Source organism: Bacillus sp. EA-CB0995, from assembly GCF_055814245.1.
Window position 1 is genome coordinate 1223584 of the sequence record NZ_CP169269.1, and the last position, 21410, is coordinate 1244993.

General features: G+C 37.7%; 14 protein-coding genes, 5 pseudogenes and 1 other annotated feature. Of the genes and pseudogenes, 17 read left to right on the plus strand and 2 right to left on the minus strand.

Annotated features, from left to right (window positions below):
* Positions 1 to 18 precede the first annotated feature (18 nt).
* The 4 genes from hemB to ysxE all read left to right on the plus strand — a co-directional run bounded on the left by hemB (position 19) and on the right by ysxE (position 4551).
* Positions 19 to 1008: a porphobilinogen synthase gene (gene hemB / locus ACEWFJ_RS06395; protein ID WP_473691125.1), complete on the plus strand. Its 990-nt coding sequence runs from the start codon at positions 19 to 21 to the stop codon at positions 1006 to 1008.
* Positions 1008 to 2297 carry a glutamate-1-semialdehyde 2,1-aminomutase gene (gene hemL, locus ACEWFJ_RS06400; RefSeq protein WP_473691127.1) on the plus strand — a complete coding sequence of 430 codons (1290 nt, stop codon included), beginning with the start codon at positions 1008 to 1010 and terminating at the stop codon, positions 2295 to 2297. Before hemB ends, hemL begins: the two co-directional genes overlap by 1 nt.
* Before the next feature lie 103 nt (positions 2298 to 2400).
* Positions 2401 to 3375 carry a stage VI sporulation protein D gene (spoVID, locus tag ACEWFJ_RS06405; protein ID WP_473691129.1) on the plus strand — a complete coding sequence of 325 codons (975 nt, stop codon included), beginning with the start codon at positions 2401 to 2403 and terminating at the stop codon, positions 3373 to 3375.
* A gap of 150 nt (positions 3376 to 3525) precedes the next feature.
* Complete coding sequence (gene ysxE, locus ACEWFJ_RS06410; protein WP_473692376.1) at positions 3526 to 4551, plus strand: spore coat protein YsxE; 1026 nt, start codon at positions 3526 to 3528, stop codon at positions 4549 to 4551.
* Positions 4552 to 4637: 86 nt separating this feature from the next.
* Here the strand turns inward: ysxE and ACEWFJ_RS06415 are convergent, their stop codons facing one another.
* Together ACEWFJ_RS06415 and ACEWFJ_RS06420 are read right to left on the minus strand one after the other, a co-directional pair.
* Positions 4638 to 4832, minus strand: coding sequence for a hypothetical protein (locus ACEWFJ_RS06415; protein WP_098305093.1), 195 nt, complete (start codon positions 4830 to 4832; stop codon positions 4638 to 4640).
* A gap of 210 nt (positions 4833 to 5042) precedes the next feature.
* A pseudogene (locus tag ACEWFJ_RS06420) lies at positions 5043 to 6481 on the minus strand (RNA-guided endonuclease InsQ/TnpB family protein).
* A 237-nt stretch (positions 6482 to 6718) separates the two neighbouring features.
* Positions 6719 to 6950: a binding site (T-box leader), on the plus strand.
* A 38-nt stretch (positions 6951 to 6988) separates the two neighbouring features.
* Here ACEWFJ_RS06420 and ACEWFJ_RS06425 point away from each other — a divergent pair.
* The 13 genes and pseudogenes from ACEWFJ_RS06425 to ACEWFJ_RS06485 all read left to right on the plus strand — a co-directional run bounded on the left by ACEWFJ_RS06425 (position 6989) and on the right by ACEWFJ_RS06485 (position 21351).
* A complete protein-coding gene (locus tag ACEWFJ_RS06425; RefSeq protein WP_473691131.1) occupies positions 6989 to 9634 on the plus strand; it encodes a valine--tRNA ligase in 2646 nt (881 codons plus the stop codon).
* A 117-nt stretch (positions 9635 to 9751) separates the two neighbouring features.
* The gene (locus tag ACEWFJ_RS06430) at positions 9752 to 11062 is read left to right on the plus strand and encodes a bifunctional folylpolyglutamate synthase/dihydrofolate synthase (protein WP_473691133.1); all 1311 of its coding nucleotides are present in this window, start codon (positions 9752 to 9754) and stop codon (positions 11060 to 11062) included.
* 156 nt (positions 11063 to 11218) lie between these two features.
* Positions 11219 to 12186: pseudogene (locus ACEWFJ_RS06435) on the plus strand (stage II sporulation protein B).
* A 452-nt stretch (positions 12187 to 12638) separates the two neighbouring features.
* Positions 12639 to 13199 (plus strand): Maf family protein, encoded by a 561-nt coding sequence (locus ACEWFJ_RS06440; protein ID WP_098305085.1) that lies wholly within the window; start codon positions 12639 to 12641, stop codon positions 13197 to 13199.
* A 13-nt stretch (positions 13200 to 13212) separates the two neighbouring features.
* Positions 13213 to 13890 (plus strand): RadC family protein, encoded by a 678-nt coding sequence (gene radC, locus ACEWFJ_RS06445; RefSeq protein WP_098305083.1) that lies wholly within the window; start codon positions 13213 to 13215, stop codon positions 13888 to 13890.
* 171 nt (positions 13891 to 14061) lie between these two features.
* Positions 14062 to 15078, plus strand: a complete 1017-nt coding sequence (locus ACEWFJ_RS06450; RefSeq protein WP_098305081.1) for a rod shape-determining protein — start codon at positions 14062 to 14064, stop codon at positions 15076 to 15078.
* Positions 15079 to 15126: 48 nt separating this feature from the next.
* Positions 15127 to 15980: pseudogene (mreC, locus tag ACEWFJ_RS06455) on the plus strand (rod shape-determining protein MreC).
* 74 nt (positions 15981 to 16054) lie between these two features.
* Positions 16055 to 16533 (plus strand): annotated as a pseudogene (gene mreD, locus ACEWFJ_RS06460) (rod shape-determining protein MreD).
* Positions 16534 to 16568: 35 nt separating this feature from the next.
* Positions 16569 to 17255 carry a septum site-determining protein MinC gene (minC, locus tag ACEWFJ_RS06465; protein ID WP_098305075.1) on the plus strand — a complete coding sequence of 229 codons (687 nt, stop codon included), beginning with the start codon at positions 16569 to 16571 and terminating at the stop codon, positions 17253 to 17255.
* A gap of 2 nt (positions 17256 to 17257) precedes the next feature.
* Positions 17258 to 18055: a septum site-determining protein MinD gene (minD, locus tag ACEWFJ_RS06470; protein WP_098305073.1), complete on the plus strand. Its 798-nt coding sequence runs from the start codon at positions 17258 to 17260 to the stop codon at positions 18053 to 18055.
* A gap of 258 nt (positions 18056 to 18313) precedes the next feature.
* Complete coding sequence (locus ACEWFJ_RS06475; protein WP_473691136.1) at positions 18314 to 19054, plus strand: peptidoglycan DD-metalloendopeptidase family protein; 741 nt, start codon at positions 18314 to 18316, stop codon at positions 19052 to 19054.
* Positions 19047 to 19907 (plus strand): M50 family metallopeptidase, encoded by an 861-nt coding sequence (locus ACEWFJ_RS06480; protein ID WP_098305069.1) that lies wholly within the window; start codon positions 19047 to 19049, stop codon positions 19905 to 19907. The genes ACEWFJ_RS06475 and ACEWFJ_RS06480 overlap by 8 nt, the downstream gene beginning before the upstream one ends.
* 62 nt (positions 19908 to 19969) lie before the next feature.
* Positions 19970 to 21351, plus strand: a pseudogene (locus ACEWFJ_RS06485) (Rne/Rng family ribonuclease).
* Positions 21352 to 21410: the final 59 nt, after the last annotated feature.

Below are 21410 nucleotides of genomic sequence, written 5' to 3' on the forward strand. Positions count from 1 at the left end.
AATTGGAGATGGAAAGTTATGAATCCTTTACAATTTAACCGTCATCGTCGTTTACGACAAAGTGCAAGTATGCGTGCTCTTGTGCGTGAAACACATTTACATACAGAAGATTTCATTTATCCAATTTTTGTTTTAGAAGGGGAAAACAAGCGTAATGAAGTTTCCTCTATGCCAGGTGTATATCAAATTTCTTTAGACCATCTGCAAGCAGAAATGCAAGAAGTTGTCGATTTAGGTATTCGTTCAGTTATCGTATTCGGTTTACCTGCTGAAAAAGATGAAGTTGGTTCTTCTGCGTATTGTGAACATGGTATTGTACAGCGAGCAATTACGCAAATTAAAGAGAAATTCCCAGAATTAGTTGTAATCGCAGATACATGTTTATGTCAATATACGAGTCATGGCCATTGCGGTGTAATTGAAGACGGAATTATTTTAAATGATGAATCGTTAGAGGTTCTTGCAAAAACAGCAGTAAGTCAAGCGAAAGCAGGTGCGGATATTATTGCACCATCTAATATGATGGATGGATTTGTAGCGGCTATTCGTCATGCGTTAGATGAAAACGGCTTTGCGCATATTCCAGTTATGTCATACGCAGTAAAATATGCGTCTGCCTTTTATGGACCGTTTCGCGATGCTGCACATGGTGCGCCGCAATTTGGTGATCGTAAAACATATCAAATGGACCCAGCGAATCGTCTAGAAGCGTTCCGCGAAGCTGAGTCAGATGTGATGGAAGGGGCAGACTTCTTAATTGTGAAGCCAGCACTTTCCTATTTAGATATTATTCGTGATGTGAAAAATAGCTTTAATCTTCCAGTTGTTGCGTATAATGTGAGTGGTGAATACTCAATGATTAAAGCGGCAGCACAAAATGGCTGGATCAATGAAAAAGACATTGTTCTTGAAAAATTATTAAGTATGAAACGTGCCGGAGCAGATTTAATACTTACATATCATGCAAAAGATGCAGCGAGATGGTTACAAGAAGGGAGCGCACGATAATGAAAAGTTTTGATAAATCGATTGAAGCGTTTGAAACGGCAAAAGATTTAATGCCAGGCGGTGTAAATAGCCCAGTGCGTGCATTTAAATCTGTCGGTATGAATCCATTATTTATGGATCGTGGAAAAGGTTCTAAAGTTTATGATATTGATGGAAATGAATACATTGATTATGTATTGTCATGGGGTCCGCTTATTCATGGACATTCCAACGACCGGGTTGTTGAGGCGTTAAAAGCGGTAGTAGAAAAAGGGACAAGCTTCGGCGCGCCAACAGAAATTGAAAATAAATTAGCACAGCTTGTAATCGACCGTGTACCGTCTATTGAAATTGTACGTATGGTTAACTCTGGAACAGAAGCGACAATGAGTGCACTTCGCTTAGCACGCGGTTACACAGGGCGTAATAAAATTTTGAAATTTGAAGGTTGCTATCATGGGCATGGTGATTCCCTTTTAATTAAAGCTGGTTCTGGCGTTGCTACGCTTGGTTTACCAGATAGCCCTGGTGTGCCAGAAGGTGTTGCGAAAAATACGATTACTGTTGCGTATAACGATTTAGAGAGTGTGAAATATGCTTTTGAACAGTTCGGTGATGATATTGCGTGTGTCATTGTAGAGCCGGTAGCTGGAAATATGGGCGTTGTACCGCCGCTCCCAGGATTTTTACAAGGACTTCGTGATGTTACAACAGAATACGGTGCACTTCTTATTTTTGATGAAGTTATGACAGGCTTCCGCGTAGCTTATAATTGTGGACAAGGATATTTTGGTGTAACACCTGATTTAACATGTTTAGGTAAAGTAATTGGCGGGGGACTTCCTGTTGGGGCTTATGGTGGTAAGGCTGAAATTATGAAGCAAATAGCACCAAGTGGACCGATTTATCAAGCTGGTACACTATCTGGTAACCCATTAGCGATGACAGCTGGATATGAAACGCTTGTCCAATTAACACCGGAGAGCTATAAAGAATTTGAACGTAAAGCAGAAATGCTTGAAAAAGGTTTACATGAAGTAGCTGTAAAATATGATATTCCGCATTGTATTAATCGTGCTGGTTCCATGGTAGGTATTTTCTTTACAGATGAAAAGGTTATTAACTATGAAACAGCAAAAACGTCTAATTTAGAATATTTTGCAGCATATTACCGTGAAATGGTAGAACAAGGTGTATTCTTACCACCTTCTCAATTTGAAGGGTTGTTCTTATCAACTGCACATAGTGATGCTGATATTGAAGCAACTATTGCAGCGGCAGAAATGGCTATGTCTAAATTAAAAGGATAATTTGTTAGTTCTTTTATTTTGTTAAATATGTGGGACAAAAATCGCTCTCAAGTGAGGGCGATTTTTTTATTCATAAAGTCTCTGTTTCTCACATAAACCTGTAATGACATATAGTTTGAGAGGGGAATACGAAGTGGCAGCAGATCAACAAACTTCATTACGGTTTTCGTTAAAAGAATCTGTCTGGTTTCAAAAAGGACAGGAAGTCAATGAGTTACTTTCTATTTCGTTAGATCCTGATGTTGTTATAGAGGAACGTGAATATGAAATTGTTGTATGTGGACAGCTAGATTTAACAGGAGAATATATTGCAAAGGAAGAAATAGAGGCTTTTTCATTGCGAGAATTATCACCAGTTCGCACTGTAGATTATGTGGAAACACGTGAAGATGGTATAAATGAATTAGTACATTCGTTTCCATTGGAGATTTCTATTCCAAGAGGACGTGTGAAGCAAGTCGAAGATTTATATGTGGATATTGAAGAATTTGATTATGAATTGTTGGACAATGGCTGTTTGCAGCTTTTAGCAGATATTTCAATTCACGGATTGTGTAATGAAGAGCGTGAAGAGGAAGAAATACAAGAAGAGGAAGAGGTAGAAGAAATAAGAGAAGAGGAAGAGGTAGAAGAAGCGGTAGAGACTGATGAGTGGGAAGATTATGCTTTTGAGCCATTTCAGTTAGAAGCTCGTCAAGAACCAGAGCTTGATTTAGAAGAGGAGCAAGAAGTCGAGGAAGAGGAGGAAAAACAAGAAGAAGTCGCACCGCAGCTGTTTTTTGGACGTAAGGAATCGAAAGTGAAACAGGAAGCTGCCAATGAGGAGGCACAAGAAGAAAATTCATACTCACAGCGAGATGAAAATGCGTTATATTTAACAAAATTATTTGCAAAGCAGGAAGATGAATTTACAAAGCTGCGATTGTATTTTGTGCAAGAAGGCGATACGATTGAATCCGTTGCAGAGCGTTATGATACTTCCGTACAACATTTACACCGTGTAAATCAAACGGATGATATTTATTTAACAGCAGGACAAATTTTGTATATACCAGTGCCAAAAGTGAAAACAAAGTGAGTGAAGAGAAATCTTCCTCACCTCTTTTCTTTTTATCCCGCTATTTTGGGGCAGTAAAATCCCGATTGGTTCAACTAATCATCAGTGGGGATGAAGCCCCCACTGATGGAAGTTTCACTTTATGCTCTTGGAGAAAGGGTCGTTGTTCGTATGGACATGGAATTACGAGACCGTTATGCTTCTATTTTGCAGCTATATCAATTAGCTCCTGAACATATTGAGGAATATGGGAATGTAACAAAAATTTATACGAACCAAGGTCCATATGCGTTAAAAAAATTACCATCTCGGAAATTAGAACGAAGTAATCTTATGTATCATGTTCAATTTTTACGGGAAAAGGGCTTTACGAATTTTGCGCCGATTTATCATGCAAAAGATGGAAGTCATGTGTTCAATGATGGTGAATATAGTTATTATTTAATGCCTTGGCTAGGAAGTGCAGAAGGACAAGGTGAAGAGAATGATCAGTATCATAAAATGTTTCAAACACTTGCTTTGATGCACAAAGGAACGGTGCGAGAGGAAGAAGTGAAGGAAGAAGTGCTTCAGGAACATTTTGATACTATTTCAAACCGTTGGGAAGAAGATGGAGCCCTATTAGAGCAGTTTTTAGTTGAATCTGAAGCAAAGTGGTATATGTCTCCGTTTGAATTGCAGTATTGTACGTACTTTCATCAGGCGCTGCGTGCTCATGAATTTGCAAAGAAACAGTTTACAGAATGGCATGAAGCGATGAAAGAAAAAGAAAAAACACGCATTTCATTTATTCATGGCAATGTTTCCATGAATCACTTTTTATTTGATTATCAGCGAAACGGCTATTTTATTAGTTTAGAAGATGCGCAGTTTGCTACCCCAGTTCAAGATATCGTTCAGTTTTATTCACGTTCCTTTAACACATATCCAATTGCAAGAAATGATCGATATGAATGGTACCAAATCTATCAAAATAATTTTGCGTTTACAAAGGAAGAAAAGTTACTTATGTTTGCATATTTAGCTTATCCCAAAACATTTATAAAGCAAGTGCAGTCATATATAAACGCTCGAAATGTGCGCAATGGAGCACAGGAGCTAAATGATGTAACGATGCTTCAACAAGCGCATTGGCTTATAAGTAATATTGAGTATTTTGTTGCACAGCTTCAAGCTGCTGCGCAAAAAGCGCAGTAAAATTAACATAAAGTGAAACTTCCATCAGTGGAGGTCTTACTGTTCGCGAATAGCAGAATAAAATTAGCCGTAGCCTCAAGAAGAGGTTACGGCTGAAAATGTAAGCGAACCGTTACTGCTATGAAAATAACAAGTATGACGAAATCTAAAAACGTAGGGAGAAGTAAAGTGCGAATGCCTTGGAAAATCGTGAGCGGGATTGCAAAGTCAGAAAACATGGTTTGTATATTTCTTAGCCATGAAGGGGCTGAAAAGTTATACGTGCGTCGAAAGCGTCGCATAATGGTCCTCCGTATTAGAAACTCCTCTCGGATGCAATCATAAGAGAAGAATAAATGTGATATTACATTATGCAGGATAAGCGTCTAATGTGCTTGTGCTGCACTTTTCCATTTTCTTTGCATATGTTATAAAAAACTTGGTTAAGCTGATTGAAAATGAATACTCCCCCACTTAGCGGAGCTGGAAGTGGGGGTTTCTAACGTTTCGACCTAACGGAGGATTAACGTTAGTGGAGTTAACACACTGGCGAGCTGTTTCACACCTAACCCCTCTATCCCGTTTGTCCATGCATTCGGGAATGCTTTTCGTAAAATATTTGCTGCAGCGTTTACGTCTGCATTAATGAAGATTCCCTTCGCAGAACGATACATACCACGCTTGATTCGTTTTCCTGGAAAAGTTGCATGCTTGTCATTTGTTCCATACGTTGGAATGAAGTCAAGATTCCAAAAACTTGCTTTGGATGTATACGATTCTTCGATTACAATCACTTCGATACCTACTTTTTTTGCTTTATATGTAATCATTTGAATCAATACACTGTGTGGGATATGACAAAACGTTTGGTTCTGTTTCTTTCCCATATCCGTTTCCTGTTTCCAATTTTTGTTCTGACCAACTACGATTTTGCAAATTCTCTCTTCCTGTGCTCGTTTTACAATCTCATGACTTGCCTTATGAAAAAGATCTTTGATTTTCAGATAACGTTTTTGATGAAGTTTTTCTAATCTTTTCGAAGTATACTTGTAAAATCACTCTTTAATTTGTTGTAGAATTGATTGATGCTTTTGATCTGCTTGCCCTTCACAAGAACAGGTTTCATACCTGTGTTTGTGACAATAGTTGCAAGGTTATCAATGCCTAAATCAATTCCCATATAACGTCCATTCTCTTCAACGAATGGTATTTTGGAAGGAGCATCTACCACCAATTCCACTACATAGGCATGATATTTAGGAATCACACGAACTTGTTTCAGTTTGCCTTTGGCACAACCTAATTTCCCAATATTTAATTGGCATTTTGTCTTTGGAAATTTTAAAAAGGTATGATGTTTAATAACACAGTCTTGGTTTGTATACAGCACCTCTTTTTCCACAGAACGAATATATTTGGGAATTCTCGGTTTTCCTGTATATTTGTTTGGATTTTGTTGATAATCTCGTAAGCTTGCAAAAAAGGAATGCCAGTTTTGAAATACAGTTTTCATGATGGATTGACTGGATTGTGCAGGTAAAGAACGATAATCTTTTTGAAGCATAGCTTTAAACAAGGCATCTAGAAAATAATAATCTACATGAGGATTTTCTTTCGTAGGTTTGGAAAACAAATTGCATTTGATCTCTTTCTGTTTTTCTTTCGGTTTCATCTTCTCTTTTGCTAATTTCTTTCGATAGGCGAGAAGCTGCGTATCATTCATCTTTTCGATATATTGATCTATACTATCCAACACTTCTTTTTGTAGGGGCTGTAACTCTTTTTCTTGTGTCAGTCCTGTATACACCTGACGTATATAAAAGTTGGCCGTATTGTACATATTCTTGGCATTCTGACAAGATTCTTGAAAGTAAGCATACATACGATGTCCTTTTTTAATCCAAATTTGAAATGTTTGATAGTTGGATTGTTGTTCCTGATTCTTTTTCATCTTTTCACCTCCTTCTTAAGAAGATTATACCAAGAAGGAACATACGTTTCTATAATTTTCTGAAAATAAGATGCACTTTTTCGATTCACCTCGCCACCTTCACGTACGTTTAGAGGTGGGAGTCCTCTCGAAAGGTATGATAGAATTAATAATTGTAGATGTAAGTCGAAAAAAAATTTTATCTTGACGAATGTAGTTTCGTTTTTTACACTATTGTATATAATAAATAACAATTATATAAATGCATTGAAGGGGAAGAGTATAACATTAAACGTCTGCAGAGAGGAGAATTATTAGCTGGAAGATTCTCTAGATAGTCATGTTAGAAGGTAGCCCTGGAGCATCTTTTCTGAACGGAGTCATTCTCATTAGGAAAAGACGGATTTGTCCGTTATCAAATTAAGAGTATAAGCAAATTTTGAATTTGTTTGTAAATAAAGGTGGTACCGCGATGTCCCTCGTCCTTTTTGGATGAGGGGCATTTTTTATTTTGAAGGAGGGAAAATAATGTCAAACACGGAAAAGAATTTACCGACTAAATATGATCATATGTCCGTTGAAGAAGGCCGTTATCAATGGTGGCTTGAAGGCAAATATTTCGAAGCAACAGGAGATGAAAAGAAACAACCATATACAATTGTAATCCCGCCTCCAAACGTAACTGGTAAGCTGCACTTAGGTCATGCTTGGGATACGACGCTTCAAGATATTTTAACTCGTACAAAGCGTATGCAAGGTTACGATGTATTATGGCTTCCAGGAATGGATCATGCTGGTATTGCAACACAAGCGAAAGTAGAAGGAAAACTTCGTGAAGAAGGTATTTCACGTTACGATCTTGGTCGTGAGAAATTCCTTGAAAAAGCGTGGGAATGGAAAGAAGAATACGCTTCTCACATTCGTCAGCAATGGGGGAAAGTCGGTTTAGGACTAGATTATTCTCGTGAGCGTTTCACATTAGATGAAGGTTTATCTGATGCTGTTAATAAAGTATTCGTTCAATTATACGAAAAAGGTTTAATTTACCGCGGTGAGTATATCATCAACTGGGACCCAGCAACACGCACAGCTCTTTCTGATATTGAAGTAATTCATAAAGAGGTTCAAGGTGCATTCTATCATATGAACTATCCGTTAACAGACGGTTCTGGTCACATTCGTCTTGCAACAACTCGTCCAGAAACGATGCTTGGTGATACAGCGGTAGCAGTTCATCCAGAAGATGATCGTTACAAACATTTAATCGGAAAAACAGTTACACTTCCAATCGTTGGCCGTGAGATTCCGATTATTGCTGATGAGTACGTAGAAAAAGATTTCGGAACAGGCGTTGTGAAAATTACACCAGCTCATGACCCGAATGACTTTGAAGTAGGTAACCGTCATGACTTACCACGCATCTTAGTAATGAACGAAGATGGAACGATGAACGAAAAAGCTGGTAAGTATAATGGTATGGATCGTTTCGAATGCCGTAAAGAGTTAGTAAAAGATTTACAAGAAGCTGGCGTATTAGTAGAAATCGAGCCTCATATGCACTCAGTAGGTCATAGTGAGCGCAGCGGTGCAGTTGTTGAGCCTTACTTATCAACACAGTGGTTCGTAAAAATGGCACCACTTGCAGAAAAAGCGATTGAACTTCAACAAAAAGAAGAAGAAAAAGTAACGTTCGTACCAGAGCGTTTTGAAAACACATACTTACGCTGGATGGAAAACATTCACGACTGGTGTATTTCTCGTCAATTATGGTGGGGTCACCGCATTCCAGCTTGGTATCATAAAGAGACTAGTGAAGTATACGTAGGTACAGAAGCACCGGCAGATATTGAAAACTGGAACCAAGATAACGACGTACTTGATACATGGTTTAGCTCAGCATTATGGCCGTTCTCAACACTTGGTTGGCCGAATGAAGATGCAGAAGACTTCAAACGTTACTATTCAACAGATGCTTTAGTAACTGGTTATGATATTATCTTCTTCTGGGTATCTCGTATGATTTTCCAAGGTTTAGAGTTTACAGGAGAGCGTCCATTTAAAGATGTATTAATTCACGGTTTAGTTCGTGATGAGCAAGGACGTAAAATGAGTAAATCTCTTGGTAACGGTATTGATCCAATGGATGTTATTGATAAGTACGGTGCAGATGCAATGCGCTTCTTCTTATCAACAGGAAGTGCACCAGGCCAAGATTTACGCTTCAGCATGGAGAAAGTAGAATCTACTTGGAACTTCATTAATAAAATTTGGAATGCATCACGCTTCGTATTAATGAACATGGATGACATGAAATACGAAGATATCGATTTAACTGGTGAAAAATCAGTTGCAGATAAGTGGATTTTAACTCGCTTAAATGAAACAATCGAAAGTGTAACACGTAATATGGATAAATATGAGTTTGGTGAAGCTGGCCGTTCATTATACAACTTCATTTGGGATGATTTCTGTGACTGGTACATTGAGATGGCGAAACTTCCGTTATACGGTGAAGATGAAGCAGCGAAGAAAACAACTCGTTCTGTTTTAGCATATGTACTTGATCAAACAATGCGCCTATTGCATCCATTCATGCCATTCGTAACAGAAACGATTTGGCAGCACTTACCTCATGAAGGCGAATCTATTACAGTAGCGGCATGGCCGACAGTTCGTGAAGATTTACAAGACAAAGAAGCAGCAGCAGAAATGCACCTTCTAGTTGATATCATTCGCTCTGTTCGTAACATTCGTGCTGAAGTAAATACGCCAATGAGCAAAAAAGTTCAATTGCAAATTAAAGCAAAAGACGAAGCAGTACTAGCGCAGCTTACGAAAAATAGCTCTTACATCGAACGTTTCTGTAATCCAAGTGAATTAACAATTCAAACGGATTTACAAGCACCGGAAAAAGCGATGACTGCAATTGTATCAGGTGCAGAGTTATTCTTACCGTTAGCTGATTTGATTAACCTTGAAGAAGAAAAAGCACGTCTTGAAAAAGAACTTGAGAAGTTTGACAAAGAAGTAGAGCGTGTACAGAAGAAACTTTCAAATCAAGGATTCGTAGCAAAAGCTCCAGCTGCAGTTATTGATGGAGAACGCGCGAAGGAACAAGATTATCTAGAAAAACGTGAAGCAGTTCGCCAACGTCTAGCTGATCTTCAAAAATAAAGTTATTCGAAAGAGACTCACTATATTGGTGAGCCTCTTTTATTTGCGTATAATAGAGCTGAGATACTCTGTTGTCTTGGTTCGTTTTTTTGCTGATTTGAAAGGGGAATAGCATACATGATACATACATATGAGGAAGCAATCGACTGGATTCATAGTCGTTTAAAATTTGGGATTAAACCAGGGTTAGAACGCATGCGATGGATGCTAGAGGAACTTGGAAATCCAGAGCGACATATAAAATGTGTTCATCTTGCGGGAACAAATGGAAAAGGTTCTACTCTCACATATATGCGCTATATGTTACAGGAGGCAGAGTATAAAGTAGGAACCTTTACCTCACCGTATATCGAAACGTTTAATGAACGGATTAGTACAAACGGAATGCCAATTACAGATCAAGAAATTACAGATCTCGTAAATATAGTCAAACCTGTTGTGGAAAAGTTAGATAAAACGGATTTAGGCGAAACGACAGAATTTGAAATTATTACTGTTATGGCGCTTTATTATTTTGGAAAGACAAATCCGTGTGACATCGTTTTATTTGAGACAGGTCTTGGAGGGCGTTTTGATTCAACAAATGTCATTCACCCTGTACTGAGTATTATTACAAATATAGGTCATGATCATATGCATATTTTAGGAGATACGCTAGAAGATATCGCATTTGAAAAAGCGGGAATTGTGAAATCAGGTGTTCCTGTTATAACAGGTGTGCAGCAAGGTGGAGCGTTAGAAGTAATTCGTACTATCACGAATGAAAAACGTTCTAACATATATGAACTTGGGAATCAATTTAAAGTGGAACATCTTTCTGCAGATAAGCAAGGTGAACAATTTACATTCTCGTCTCCATTCCATACATATGAAGACCTTTTCATTTCCATGAAAGGCCAGCATCAAGTGCAAAATGCTGCACTTGCGCTTATGGCGATCACGTACTTAAAAGTGTATCAGGCGTTCTTAATTGATGAGGAGCATATTCGAAAAGGATTAGCTGAGGCATACTGGATTGGACGTTTTGAACAACTATCTACTCACCCACATATCATTATTGATGGCGCTCACAATCCAGAAGGAGTGCATAGCCTTGTAGAAACTGTTCGTGCCCACTATAGTGAAAAGCGAATTATTGTTTTATTTACAGCGCTTGGGGATAAACAATTGGATGAAATGGTTGGACAGCTAGAAACAATTGCAGATGAAATGATCTTTACGACGTTTACGTTTGATCGTGCAATTTCCGCTGAGGCACTTGCTGCTTATTCAAAACGAGAATCGAAACATATTTTTAAGAATTGGCAGGAAGCGATTGATACAACAATGGCTTCTCTGCAAGAAGAGGATGTTTTCATATTAACAGGTTCTCTTTATTTCATATCAGAAGCTCGTAAATACGTTATGCAAAAAACTAGACAGAAATAAACTGTCTAGTTTTTTAGTTCTACAAATAAAGACGTAAGCATACATATAAGATAACAATATAGGATAATTTGACGAATCTCTATGACAAATATCTCGTTCTTTTTTGAAACGAGTATGATACGATGCTGGCAATGATAAGAAGTAAGGAGTGGGGGTATGGACAAGCAATCGCGAACAATTTCAATTAAAGTGAATGGAACGGAAGCCAATTATGTAGAAAAGAAAGAGCATGAGCAAAAGAAAGAAGAGTTTGAGTGGGTGCTGCCAGAGAATACAGTGACAAATAATGTTGTTCCGTTTCAAAAAAATGTATTATCTTCCATGAAAAAAGGGAAAAAGGGATGGAGTAATACTTTCATTTTGACAGTATCCACAGCGATTGTAATTGGGACAGGATTTGGAATGGGAATGCTGCATCTGTTAACAGGTCAAGAAACAGTTCGTGAAACTACAGCCCCAGTAGCAAATGTTACAGAGAAAAATGAGACGAAACAATCAACAAATGAGAAAAAGAAGAAAATAAAGCAGCATCAGCAGCTTTATCACCGCTTACTATATATTTTGTGCAGGGCGGGGTATTTTCTACGAAAGAAAAGGGACAGGCATCGTTAAAGGAGTTACAAGAAAAAGGAATCCCTGGAGCAGTTATGCAGTCAGGAGATAAATATTTACTCGTTCTTGGAATGGCACATGACGAGCAATCTGTTATGCAGATGATGGAGCAATATAAACAAAAAGATATATCAGTGATGAAAAAGAAATGGGAGATTGCGGATCAAGCACTTCTAAAACAGGATCAAGACTACGGATCGTTTTTTGAAAAGCTACAATCATTGTATGGAAAATTGCTGCAACAAGCAGCTGCGATGCAGTCTGGAAATAAAATAAATAAAACAAATATAGAACAAATTGAAAATGAGTGGAAGGCAATAAAAAAAGAGGAAACGGCATTGAAGCGGGACGATATAAAAAAATTGTTTACGTATGCATCAGTGGCTGTGCAGACAATACAAGAGGGAAAACAAGATGTGACAACAATGACAAAATTGCAGCAAGTTTTAGTAGATAGCTTTCTTTCTTATGAAAAAATAGTTTCGCAAAAAACAAAAACGTATAATAATTAGATAAGGTTTAACTCATTATCCCGCTATTTGCGGGCAGTAAGACCCTCACCTCAAGATTCAGAGAGAAGCGAAGAAGATAGGTGGGGGATGAATAAAACCCCCACTGATGGAAGTTTCACTTTATCCCGCATTAACGGGCAGTAAGATCCCCACCTCAAGCTTGAGAGAGAATCAAAGAAGATAACTGCCCGTAAAAGCTCGATTGGTTCAACTAACCATCAGTGGGGATGAATAAATCCCCCACCGATGGAAGTTTCACTTTATCAGAAGATGGTTTTATTTTTTCTTATCATCTGTTTAAGCTGAAGAAAGGGAAGGAGAGTTTAAGCTTCTTTCCTTTCTTTTATATTTTTTTAAAGAAAAACGATATTTTCAAAATTTGAGGAGAATATATACATTTAGTATGGTTATGTTGTATCTTCCTGCTAATTTGGAAAACGAAAGGAGAACGTATGAAAAAACTTATTTTAGCGTCCGGTTCACCAAGGCGCAAAGAATTACTTGAGTTAGTAGATATGCCATTTGACGTTGTAGTTAGCGATGTAGAAGAAATAATTGGGGCATATTCATCACCGCATGATATCGTAATGTCGCTTGCATTGCAAAAAGCATCTGCTGTAGCAAAGAATTACGAAGACTGTGTTGTACTTGGTGCTGATACAATTGTTACGTACGAGTCGCGTATTTTGGGAAAACCAGTAGATGAGAATGAAGCGAAAGAAATGCTGCAGCTTTTATCAGGGAAAACACATGAAGTCTATACAGGAGTCGCTCTTATTTCAAAAGAAAAAACAGTGACATTTTATGAGCGCGCAGAAGTAACATTTTGGGAATTAACAGAAGAAGAAATTAAGGCATATGTACGAACGAAAGAACCGCTTGATAAAGCTGGTAGCTATGGTATACAAGGAAAAGGTGCTATTTTTGTTCATCATATACAAGGTGATTACTATGCGATTGTCGGCTTGCCAATTGCACGTGTTGTGCGTGAATTAAAACAATTTAATATGTAAAGGAGGCTGAAATATGAGCTGCATTCGTGATGTTGTGAAAGAAGATCAACCACGGGAACGTTTATTGCTAGAAGGAGCAAGCAGCTTATCAAACACAGAACTTCTCGCTATATTACTTCGAACGGGTTCAAAAGAGGAGTCGGTTTTAACATTAGCGAATCGAATTTTGCATCATTTTGATGGATTACGTATGCTAAAAGATGCAACAATCGAAGAAATGACAAGCATTCATGGGGTTGGGATGGCAAAAGCATCCCAACTTATTGCTGCTTTTGAACTTGGACGAAGAATGGTACGATTAGAGTATCAGAATAGATATAGCATTCGTAATCCAGAAGATTGCGCACGCTACATGATGGAGGAGATGCGTTTTTTACAACAAGAACATTTTGTGTGTCTATATTTAAATACGAAAAATCAAGTGATGCATCGGCAAACGGTATTTATTGGAAGCTTGAATGCGTCAATTGTGCATCCGCGCGAGGTTTTCAAGGAAGCTTTCCGCCGCGCTGCTGCCTCTATTATATGCCTTCATAATCATCCTTCAGGCGATCCCGCACCAAGCCGAGAAGATATTGAAGTAACGAAGCGACTTGTAGAATGCGGGAAGATTATCGGGATTGAAATTCTCGATCATATTATTATTGGTGACCATAAATTTGTTAGTTTAAAAGATAAAGGTCATATTTAAGACTATTTTTTTTCTTTATTTTGTTTTATAATGTGAGTTATGGGTTTTTTGTAGGCTTTCGTCTACACTATAACAAAGAACATGTAAAAACGTTATGTTTTATATAAATATAATAGTATTTAAAAGAACAAATAAAGTACTTTTGTTAAATTAGAAAGGAAGATACATGATATGTTTGGAATTGGTGGTTTTACTCGTGACCTTGGAATAGACTTAGGAACAGCGAATACGCTTGTATACGTAAAAGGGAAAGGTGTCGTTGTACGCGAGCCATCTGTTGTGGCTTTGCAAACAGATACAAAACAAATTGTTGCAGTTGGTAACGATGCAAAACAAATGATTGGTCGTACACCTGGAAATGTTGTAGCACTTCGTCCGATGAAAGACGGTGTTATCGCTGATTATGAAACAACAGCAACAATGATGAAATATTATATTCAACAAGCACAAAAATCAAACGGCTTCTTCTCTCGCAAGCCTTATGTAATGGTATGTGTGCCATCTGGTATTACAGCTGTTGAAAAACGTGCAGTAATTGATGCGACTCGTCAAGCAGGCGCACGTGATGCATATCCAATTGAAGAGCCATTTGCAGCAGCAATTGGTGCGAACTTACCTGTTTGGGAACCAACAGGAAGTATGGTTGTTGATATTGGTGGTGGTACAACAGAAGTTGCAATTATCTCGCTAGGTGGTATTGTAACAAGCCAATCTGTTCGTGTTGCTGGTGATGAAATGGATGATGCAATTATTCAATATGTTAAGAAAAGCTACAACGTAATGATTGGGGAACGAACAGCAGAAGCATTAAAATTAGAAATCGGCTCTGCTGGTGAAGTAGAAGATGTTGAACCAATGGACATTCGCGGTCGTGACTTAGTGACAGGATTACCAAAAACGATAACAATTCGCCCAGAAGAAATTGCATCAGCTTTAAAAGATACAGTAGATGCGATTCTTGAGTCTGTGAAAAATACATTAGAAAAAACTCCGCCAGAATTAGCGGCAGATATTATGGACCGCGGAATTGTTTTAACAGGTGGTGGTGCTTTGCTTCGTAACATAGATAAAGTAATTAGCGAAGAAACAAATATGCCAGTTCTTGTTGCAGAAAATCCATTAGATTGCGTAGCAATTGGAACAGGTAAAGCGTTAGACAATATCCATCTTTTCAAAACTGCTCGATAAAATCCATTATTTCAGCATAAAAATTAGTAAATTTAAGAGGGTGTGAACGTGCCACAGTTTTTCTTAAACAAAAGATTAATTGTTTTGTTAGTTAGTATTATTCTTCTGGTGGCATTGATCGGAATCTCATTGAAAGAACGGAAAAATTTAACATGGCCAGAGCAGTTTGTAAAAGATACCGTAGGAGTTGTAGAACGTGTATTTCAAAAGCCAGCGAACTATGTTGCCGGATTCTTTGAGAACGTAGAAGATGTAAAGCGCACGTATGAAGAAAATAAAGAATTAAAAGCAAACTTGGACAAGTATGCAGAATTGTCCGTAAAGGTGAAAGACTTAGAGAAAGAAAATGCAGAGCTTCGTGACATTGTTGGAAAAAAGATTCGCTTCGTGATTATAATCCAATTCAAGCAACTGTCATTTCTCGCAATCCAGATAAATGGTATGACCTAATTGCAATTGATAAAGGGGCACAACAAGGTATTCAAAAAGATGCGGCTGTTATTACATCAAAAGGTTTAGTCGGAAAAGTAAAAAGCGTTTCACAATTCACTTCAACAGTTGAGTTAGTAAGCTCATTAAATAGAACAAATCGTATTTCAGCTGTTGTACAAGGAGATAAACGTGTTTTCGGGTTAATTGAAGGATACGATAAAGAGAAGCAACAGCTTATCTTTACAAAAATCCCATCTGGCGTACCAGTAGAGAAGGATCAAATGGTTGTAACTTCTGGCTACGGCGGGGTGTTCCCGGAAGGACTGGTTATTGGACAAATCGTCGATGTGACATCAGATGAGTACGGATTAACACAAACAGCTTATGTAAAACCTGCGGCGGATTTAAATGATGTAGATAATGTTATGGTCGCACAACGAGTTATGCCGTCAGTGGATCTAGGGAAATAGGAGGGGGAAGAGATGGAGATTATAAAAAAGCAATTCTTCCTCTTCTACTTCTTTTCGTATTTGTACTTGAGAATATGTTTTCCACCATTGTGCCAACAAGTCTTTTTGGAAGAATACAATTGCAGCTCCGCATTTTTTTCTGATTGTTTTATGCTTTGTTACAATTTACTTTAATTCTGTACAAGGTATTTACTATGGACTATTATTTGGATTTTTGTTTGATATGGTGCATACAGAGCTAGTTGGTGTGTATATATTTGCTTATCCGATTTTAGCTTATCTTGTATATCATGCAATGCGAATTTTACAACTTAATCTTTTTATTGTGTTCTGTATTGTATTAGCGAGCATCGCCGCGCTGGAATATTATGTGTATGGATTTTTGACGCTAATTGGTCGTGTTCATATGCCAGCGCATATCTTTTTCACAGATCGTCTTCTTCCAACGTTGTTATTAAACGGAATTTTTTTACTACTGTTTTGTTTCCCACTGAGACGATATATTTTACGTCTTTCAGAAGCCATGGAAGAAAAAGAAAAAAGGATTTTCTGATTTTATGTCGAATTGAATCGGTGGGGTGAGCATTGGTGACAGAAAAAAAGCAACAATATGTGACTATAAAAGGAACGAAAGATGGTTTAGCATTACATCTTGATGATTCCTGTTCATTTCGCGAATTGCTGCAAGAACTTGACGAAAAGCTTTCAACCCATTATTACGAGGGGGATGGACGCTCGTTAATTGAAGTACAGGTCAAAGTTGGGAATCGTTATGTGACAGAAGGACAGCAGGAAGAATTGCGTACATTAATTCGCAATAAAAAGAATTTAGTTGTAGATTCTATTGAGAGTGATGTTGTAACGAAAGAACAAGCATTGGCATGGAAAGAAGAAACAGAAATTGTTTCTGTTTCAAAGATTGTTCGTTCAGGTCAAATATTGCATGTAAAAGGCGATTTATTATTAATTGGAGATGTAAATCCAGGCGGGACGGTTATCGCTGGAGGAAATATTTTTATTATTGGAGCATTACGAGGTATTGCACATGCTGGATATTATGGGGATGCAGAAGCTGTTATTACAGCTTCTGTTATGAATCCAATGCAGCTTCGGATTAGCGACGTAACAACGCGCGCTCCTGAAGAGAAAGAAGACGGGGCGGAAGGGGCAGAATGTGCCTACATTAATGAGAACAATTACATTGTTGTCGATCGCATTCAACTTCTCACTCATCTTAGACCTAATTTAACAAGGTTAGAAAGGGGAATTGTATAGCTGTGGGAGAGGCAATAGTTATTACATCTGGAAAAGGCGGAGTAGGAAAAACTACAACGTCTGCAAACATTGGAACAGCCTTAGCGTTATCTGGGAAAAAAATATGTTTAATTGATACAGATATCGGTCTGCGAAATTTAGACGTAGTAATGGGGCTGGAAAACCGCATTATATATGATCTTGTTGATGTTGTTGAAGGGCGTTGTCGTTTACCCCAAGCTCTTATTAGAGATAAGCGCTTTGATGAACTCTATTTATTACCTGCAGCGCAAACGAGCGACAAATCAGCGGTAACACCTGAACAAATGGAAGAATTAATACAGCAATTACGTCAAGACTATGATTACATATTAATTGACTGTCCAGCTGGCATTGAACAAGGTTTTAAAAATGCTGTGGCAGGTGCCGATAAAGCGATTGTTGTTACAACACCAGAAGTATCTTCAATGCGTGATGCCGATCGGATTATCGGACTATTGGAAAAAGAAGATATCGAGCCACCGAAGTTAATTATTAACCGTGTGCGTAGTCATATGCTACATGAACAGGATATGTTGGATGTAGATGAAATTGTGCGTACTCTTTCAATCGAGTTGCTCGGTGTTGTAGAAGATGATGATGCAGTTATTCGAGCAACGAATACAGGAGAGCCTGTAGCATTGCAACCAAATGGAAAAGCATCAATTGCTTATCGAAATATTGCAAGACGTTTGCTTGGGGAAAATGTACCATTACAGCCATTTGAAAATGAAAAAGAATCGGTCTTCACGAAAATGAAAAAATTCTTCGGAATACGTTAAGAGCACTTCGCATATATGCGGAGTGCTTTCTTTTTGTCCCGCTATTCGCGGGCAGTAAGACTCCCACCTCAAGATTCAGAGAGAAGCAAAGAAGATAGGTGGGGGATAACTGCTGGCATGCGCCCGATTGGTTCAACTAACCGTCAGTGGGAGATGAAGAAAACCCCCACTGACGGAAGTTTCACTTCATTCCCATGAATATCTTCCCCGGACAACTCATACATATGTACAAATTGATTGAAAGAGGAAGGGGACAGGATGAGAACTAAACGAGTAGAAGAAATAAAAAAACGTATTGCTAAGAGGAAAGCAAAGCAGGAAAGAAGAGAAGAAGATGAGTTATTTTCATATGAAGAGCAAGAGTATACTCCGCTTCTTATTGAAGAAGGAGAAGAAACACATCCGCTTTTTCGAAAAGAGATATTTCTCTTTAAGTTACTACTATCTGCAATTCTTGTTCTTGCCGTAGCGATCTTATTTAAAAATACAACCAGTTCCCTTGAAGGAACGCGTAAAACTGTTAAACAAGCGATGGAAAAAGAATTTCAGTTTGCATCTGTTTCTAAGTGGTATGAATCGCAATTTGGAAAGCCTCTGTCTTTTTTACCTTCTAGTGAAAAGAAAACGGTTCAGAAAGAAAAGGATTATGCTGTTCCTGCCTCAGGGAAAGTAATGCAAAGCTTTCACGCAAACGGACAAGGTGTATTTGTACAAACAGCAGCAAATGCAATTGTGGAATCAGTAAATGAGGGAATTGTTGTTTTTGTTGGTCAAAAAGAAGAATTTGGAAATATTGTTCAAGTTCAACACGCAGATGGTACGGAATCATGGTATGGAAATTTAGGAGAAACATCAGTTAAGTTATATGATTATGTAGCGAAAAAACAAAAAATCGGAACAGTTGCGAATGAAACGGCTGGGAAAAATGGAAAATTTTATTTTGCTTTTAAAAAGAATGAAAAATTTATTGATCCAATTCAGGTGATTTCATTTGAGTAAATACAGTGAGGTTTTATCAAAAATTACCATTCATCCATTGTTTTGGGGAATTATGGCGATTGCGATTTTTACAGCTCGTTTTAAAGAATTATTAATTTTATTTTTCATTGTCTTTATTCATGAGTTAGGTCATGCGATAGCGGCGGCCCATTTTAAATGGCGTATTAAACAAATTCAGTTATTGCCATTTGGCGGGGTGGCTGAGCTTGATGAGCATGGAAATAAGCCGTTAAAAGAAGAATTGATTGTCATTATAGCGGGGCCTATTCAACATGTATGGATGTTAGCCGCTGCTTATTTGTTGTATAAAGTAGGTTGGATGGGAGAAGACTTCTATCATTTTTTTATGTGGAATAACATGATTATTTTGTGCTTCAATTTATTGCCGATTTGGCCTCTTGATGGAGGGAAGATTGTGCTGAATATATTGTCATATCGCTTTCCATTTTTACAGGCACATAACATCATGATGAAAATATCAATTGCTTGTTTTAGTGCTGTGTTAGGACTGCAACTTTTCTGGAATAGCAAGAATGTAATGATGTGGACATTACTTCTTTTTTTAGTATTCTCTTTATTTCAAGAATGGAAACAACGCCGTTATGCATTTATGAGATTCTTATTAGAGCGCTACTACGGGAAAAAACGAGAAATTGCAAAAGTTACAGCTATTACAGTTGAAAAAGAAACGAGTCTATATCATATTTTCACACAGTTTCGGAGAGGATATAAACACTCAATTATCATACAAGGAGATCATAAAAATCAATATACACTAGATGAAAATGAATTGCTTTACGCATATTTTACAGAAAAAAGAACAACATCATCTGTAGAAGAGTTAATTGGTTAGTGTTGACGATAACACTAACCTTTTATTATGGTATAAAAAAAGGATAAAGAGAGGAATATACTTTGAAGAAGCTATACATAAACTACATCGGTTCGGAAAAACGAGTTGCTGTTGAAGAAGAGAAAGAGATTGTAGAACTTTTATGGCAACGAAATGAACAAGAACAAATTGTTGGAAATATATATATTGGGCGTGTTATGCGAACGATAGCTGGTATGAATGCTGCCTTTGTTAATATTGGTTTAGAGAAGCAGGCTTATTTGTCGTATGAAAATGTGCCATCATCTACGCGGTTACATGAAGGACAAGCGCTTCTCGTGCAGGTTGTGAAAGAAGCAATTGATACGAAAGGGCCAAAAATAACAGCGAATATAGAATTTACCGGGAAATATGTCGTGTATATGCCCTATGACACAGTTTTTGCCGTTTCCCGGAAAATAAAAGATGCGAAGAAACGAGAACAACTTCTTGCGCTTGAAGAAAAAGGAGGATTTATTTTCCGTTCTGCATGTGAGAAAGTGCAAATAGAAGAAGTACAAGTGGAGATGCGCCATCTTCAATCTCAATTTGAACTTGTGAAAAAGCAAGAACAAAAAGGAAAAGCACCGCTTCTTGTTCATTCTCCTTCTAGTTTTTAGATCGTATCCTTCAAGAGATACCAGTAGAGACTGTTTCAGAAGTGATTGTAGATCAGCGCAGTATGATACAAGAATTCGAAGAGAAAATAGGTGCGGAGAAAGTTACCTTTTTTAATGAGAAGACACCCTTATTTTCCCGCTATGGAATTGATCGTGAAATTGAAAAAGCACTGCAAAAGGTTGTGTGGCTTCCAAATGGAGCCTATTTACTCATTGAACAAATGGAAACGATGACTGTAATCGATGTGAATACGGGTAAATTCACCGGGAAACAGAATTTACAAGATACAGTACTGCGTACAAATGAAATGGCAGCGAAAGAAATTGCACGGCAACTGCGACTTCGCGATATTGGCGGGATGATTTTAATAGATTTTATTAATATGAAGCGCCGCGAAGAAAAAGAAAAAATAAGAGAAATCGTAAAGTCTCACTTAGAAAAAGACCATACTTATACGAGAGTATTAGGATTTACAGAGCTTGGTATTTTAGAAATGACACGAAAACGAAAAAAACAATCGCTTCGTGATGTGCTATTAGCAGATTGTACGATTTGTCAAAGTAGCGGTTATGTTTTATCACATGAAACAGTAGCATACGAGCTAGAGAGAGAACTGATCGCTTATAATGGAACAGATGACGAAGCCGTTCTTATCGCTGCTCATCCTAATGTGCAGCAAATCTTTTTTCAGAAAGAATTGCACCGTAATATATCGTTTCAAATTTATTTTATTGATGATGCAGCCGTGCGTTACACGATTCAGCGCTTTGGAACAAAGGAAGAGATATGTGCACGGAAAAAATAGTTAGTAGAACATTCATTGACAATAGGCTGTGTTTCGTGATAACATCTCTATGTTATAGT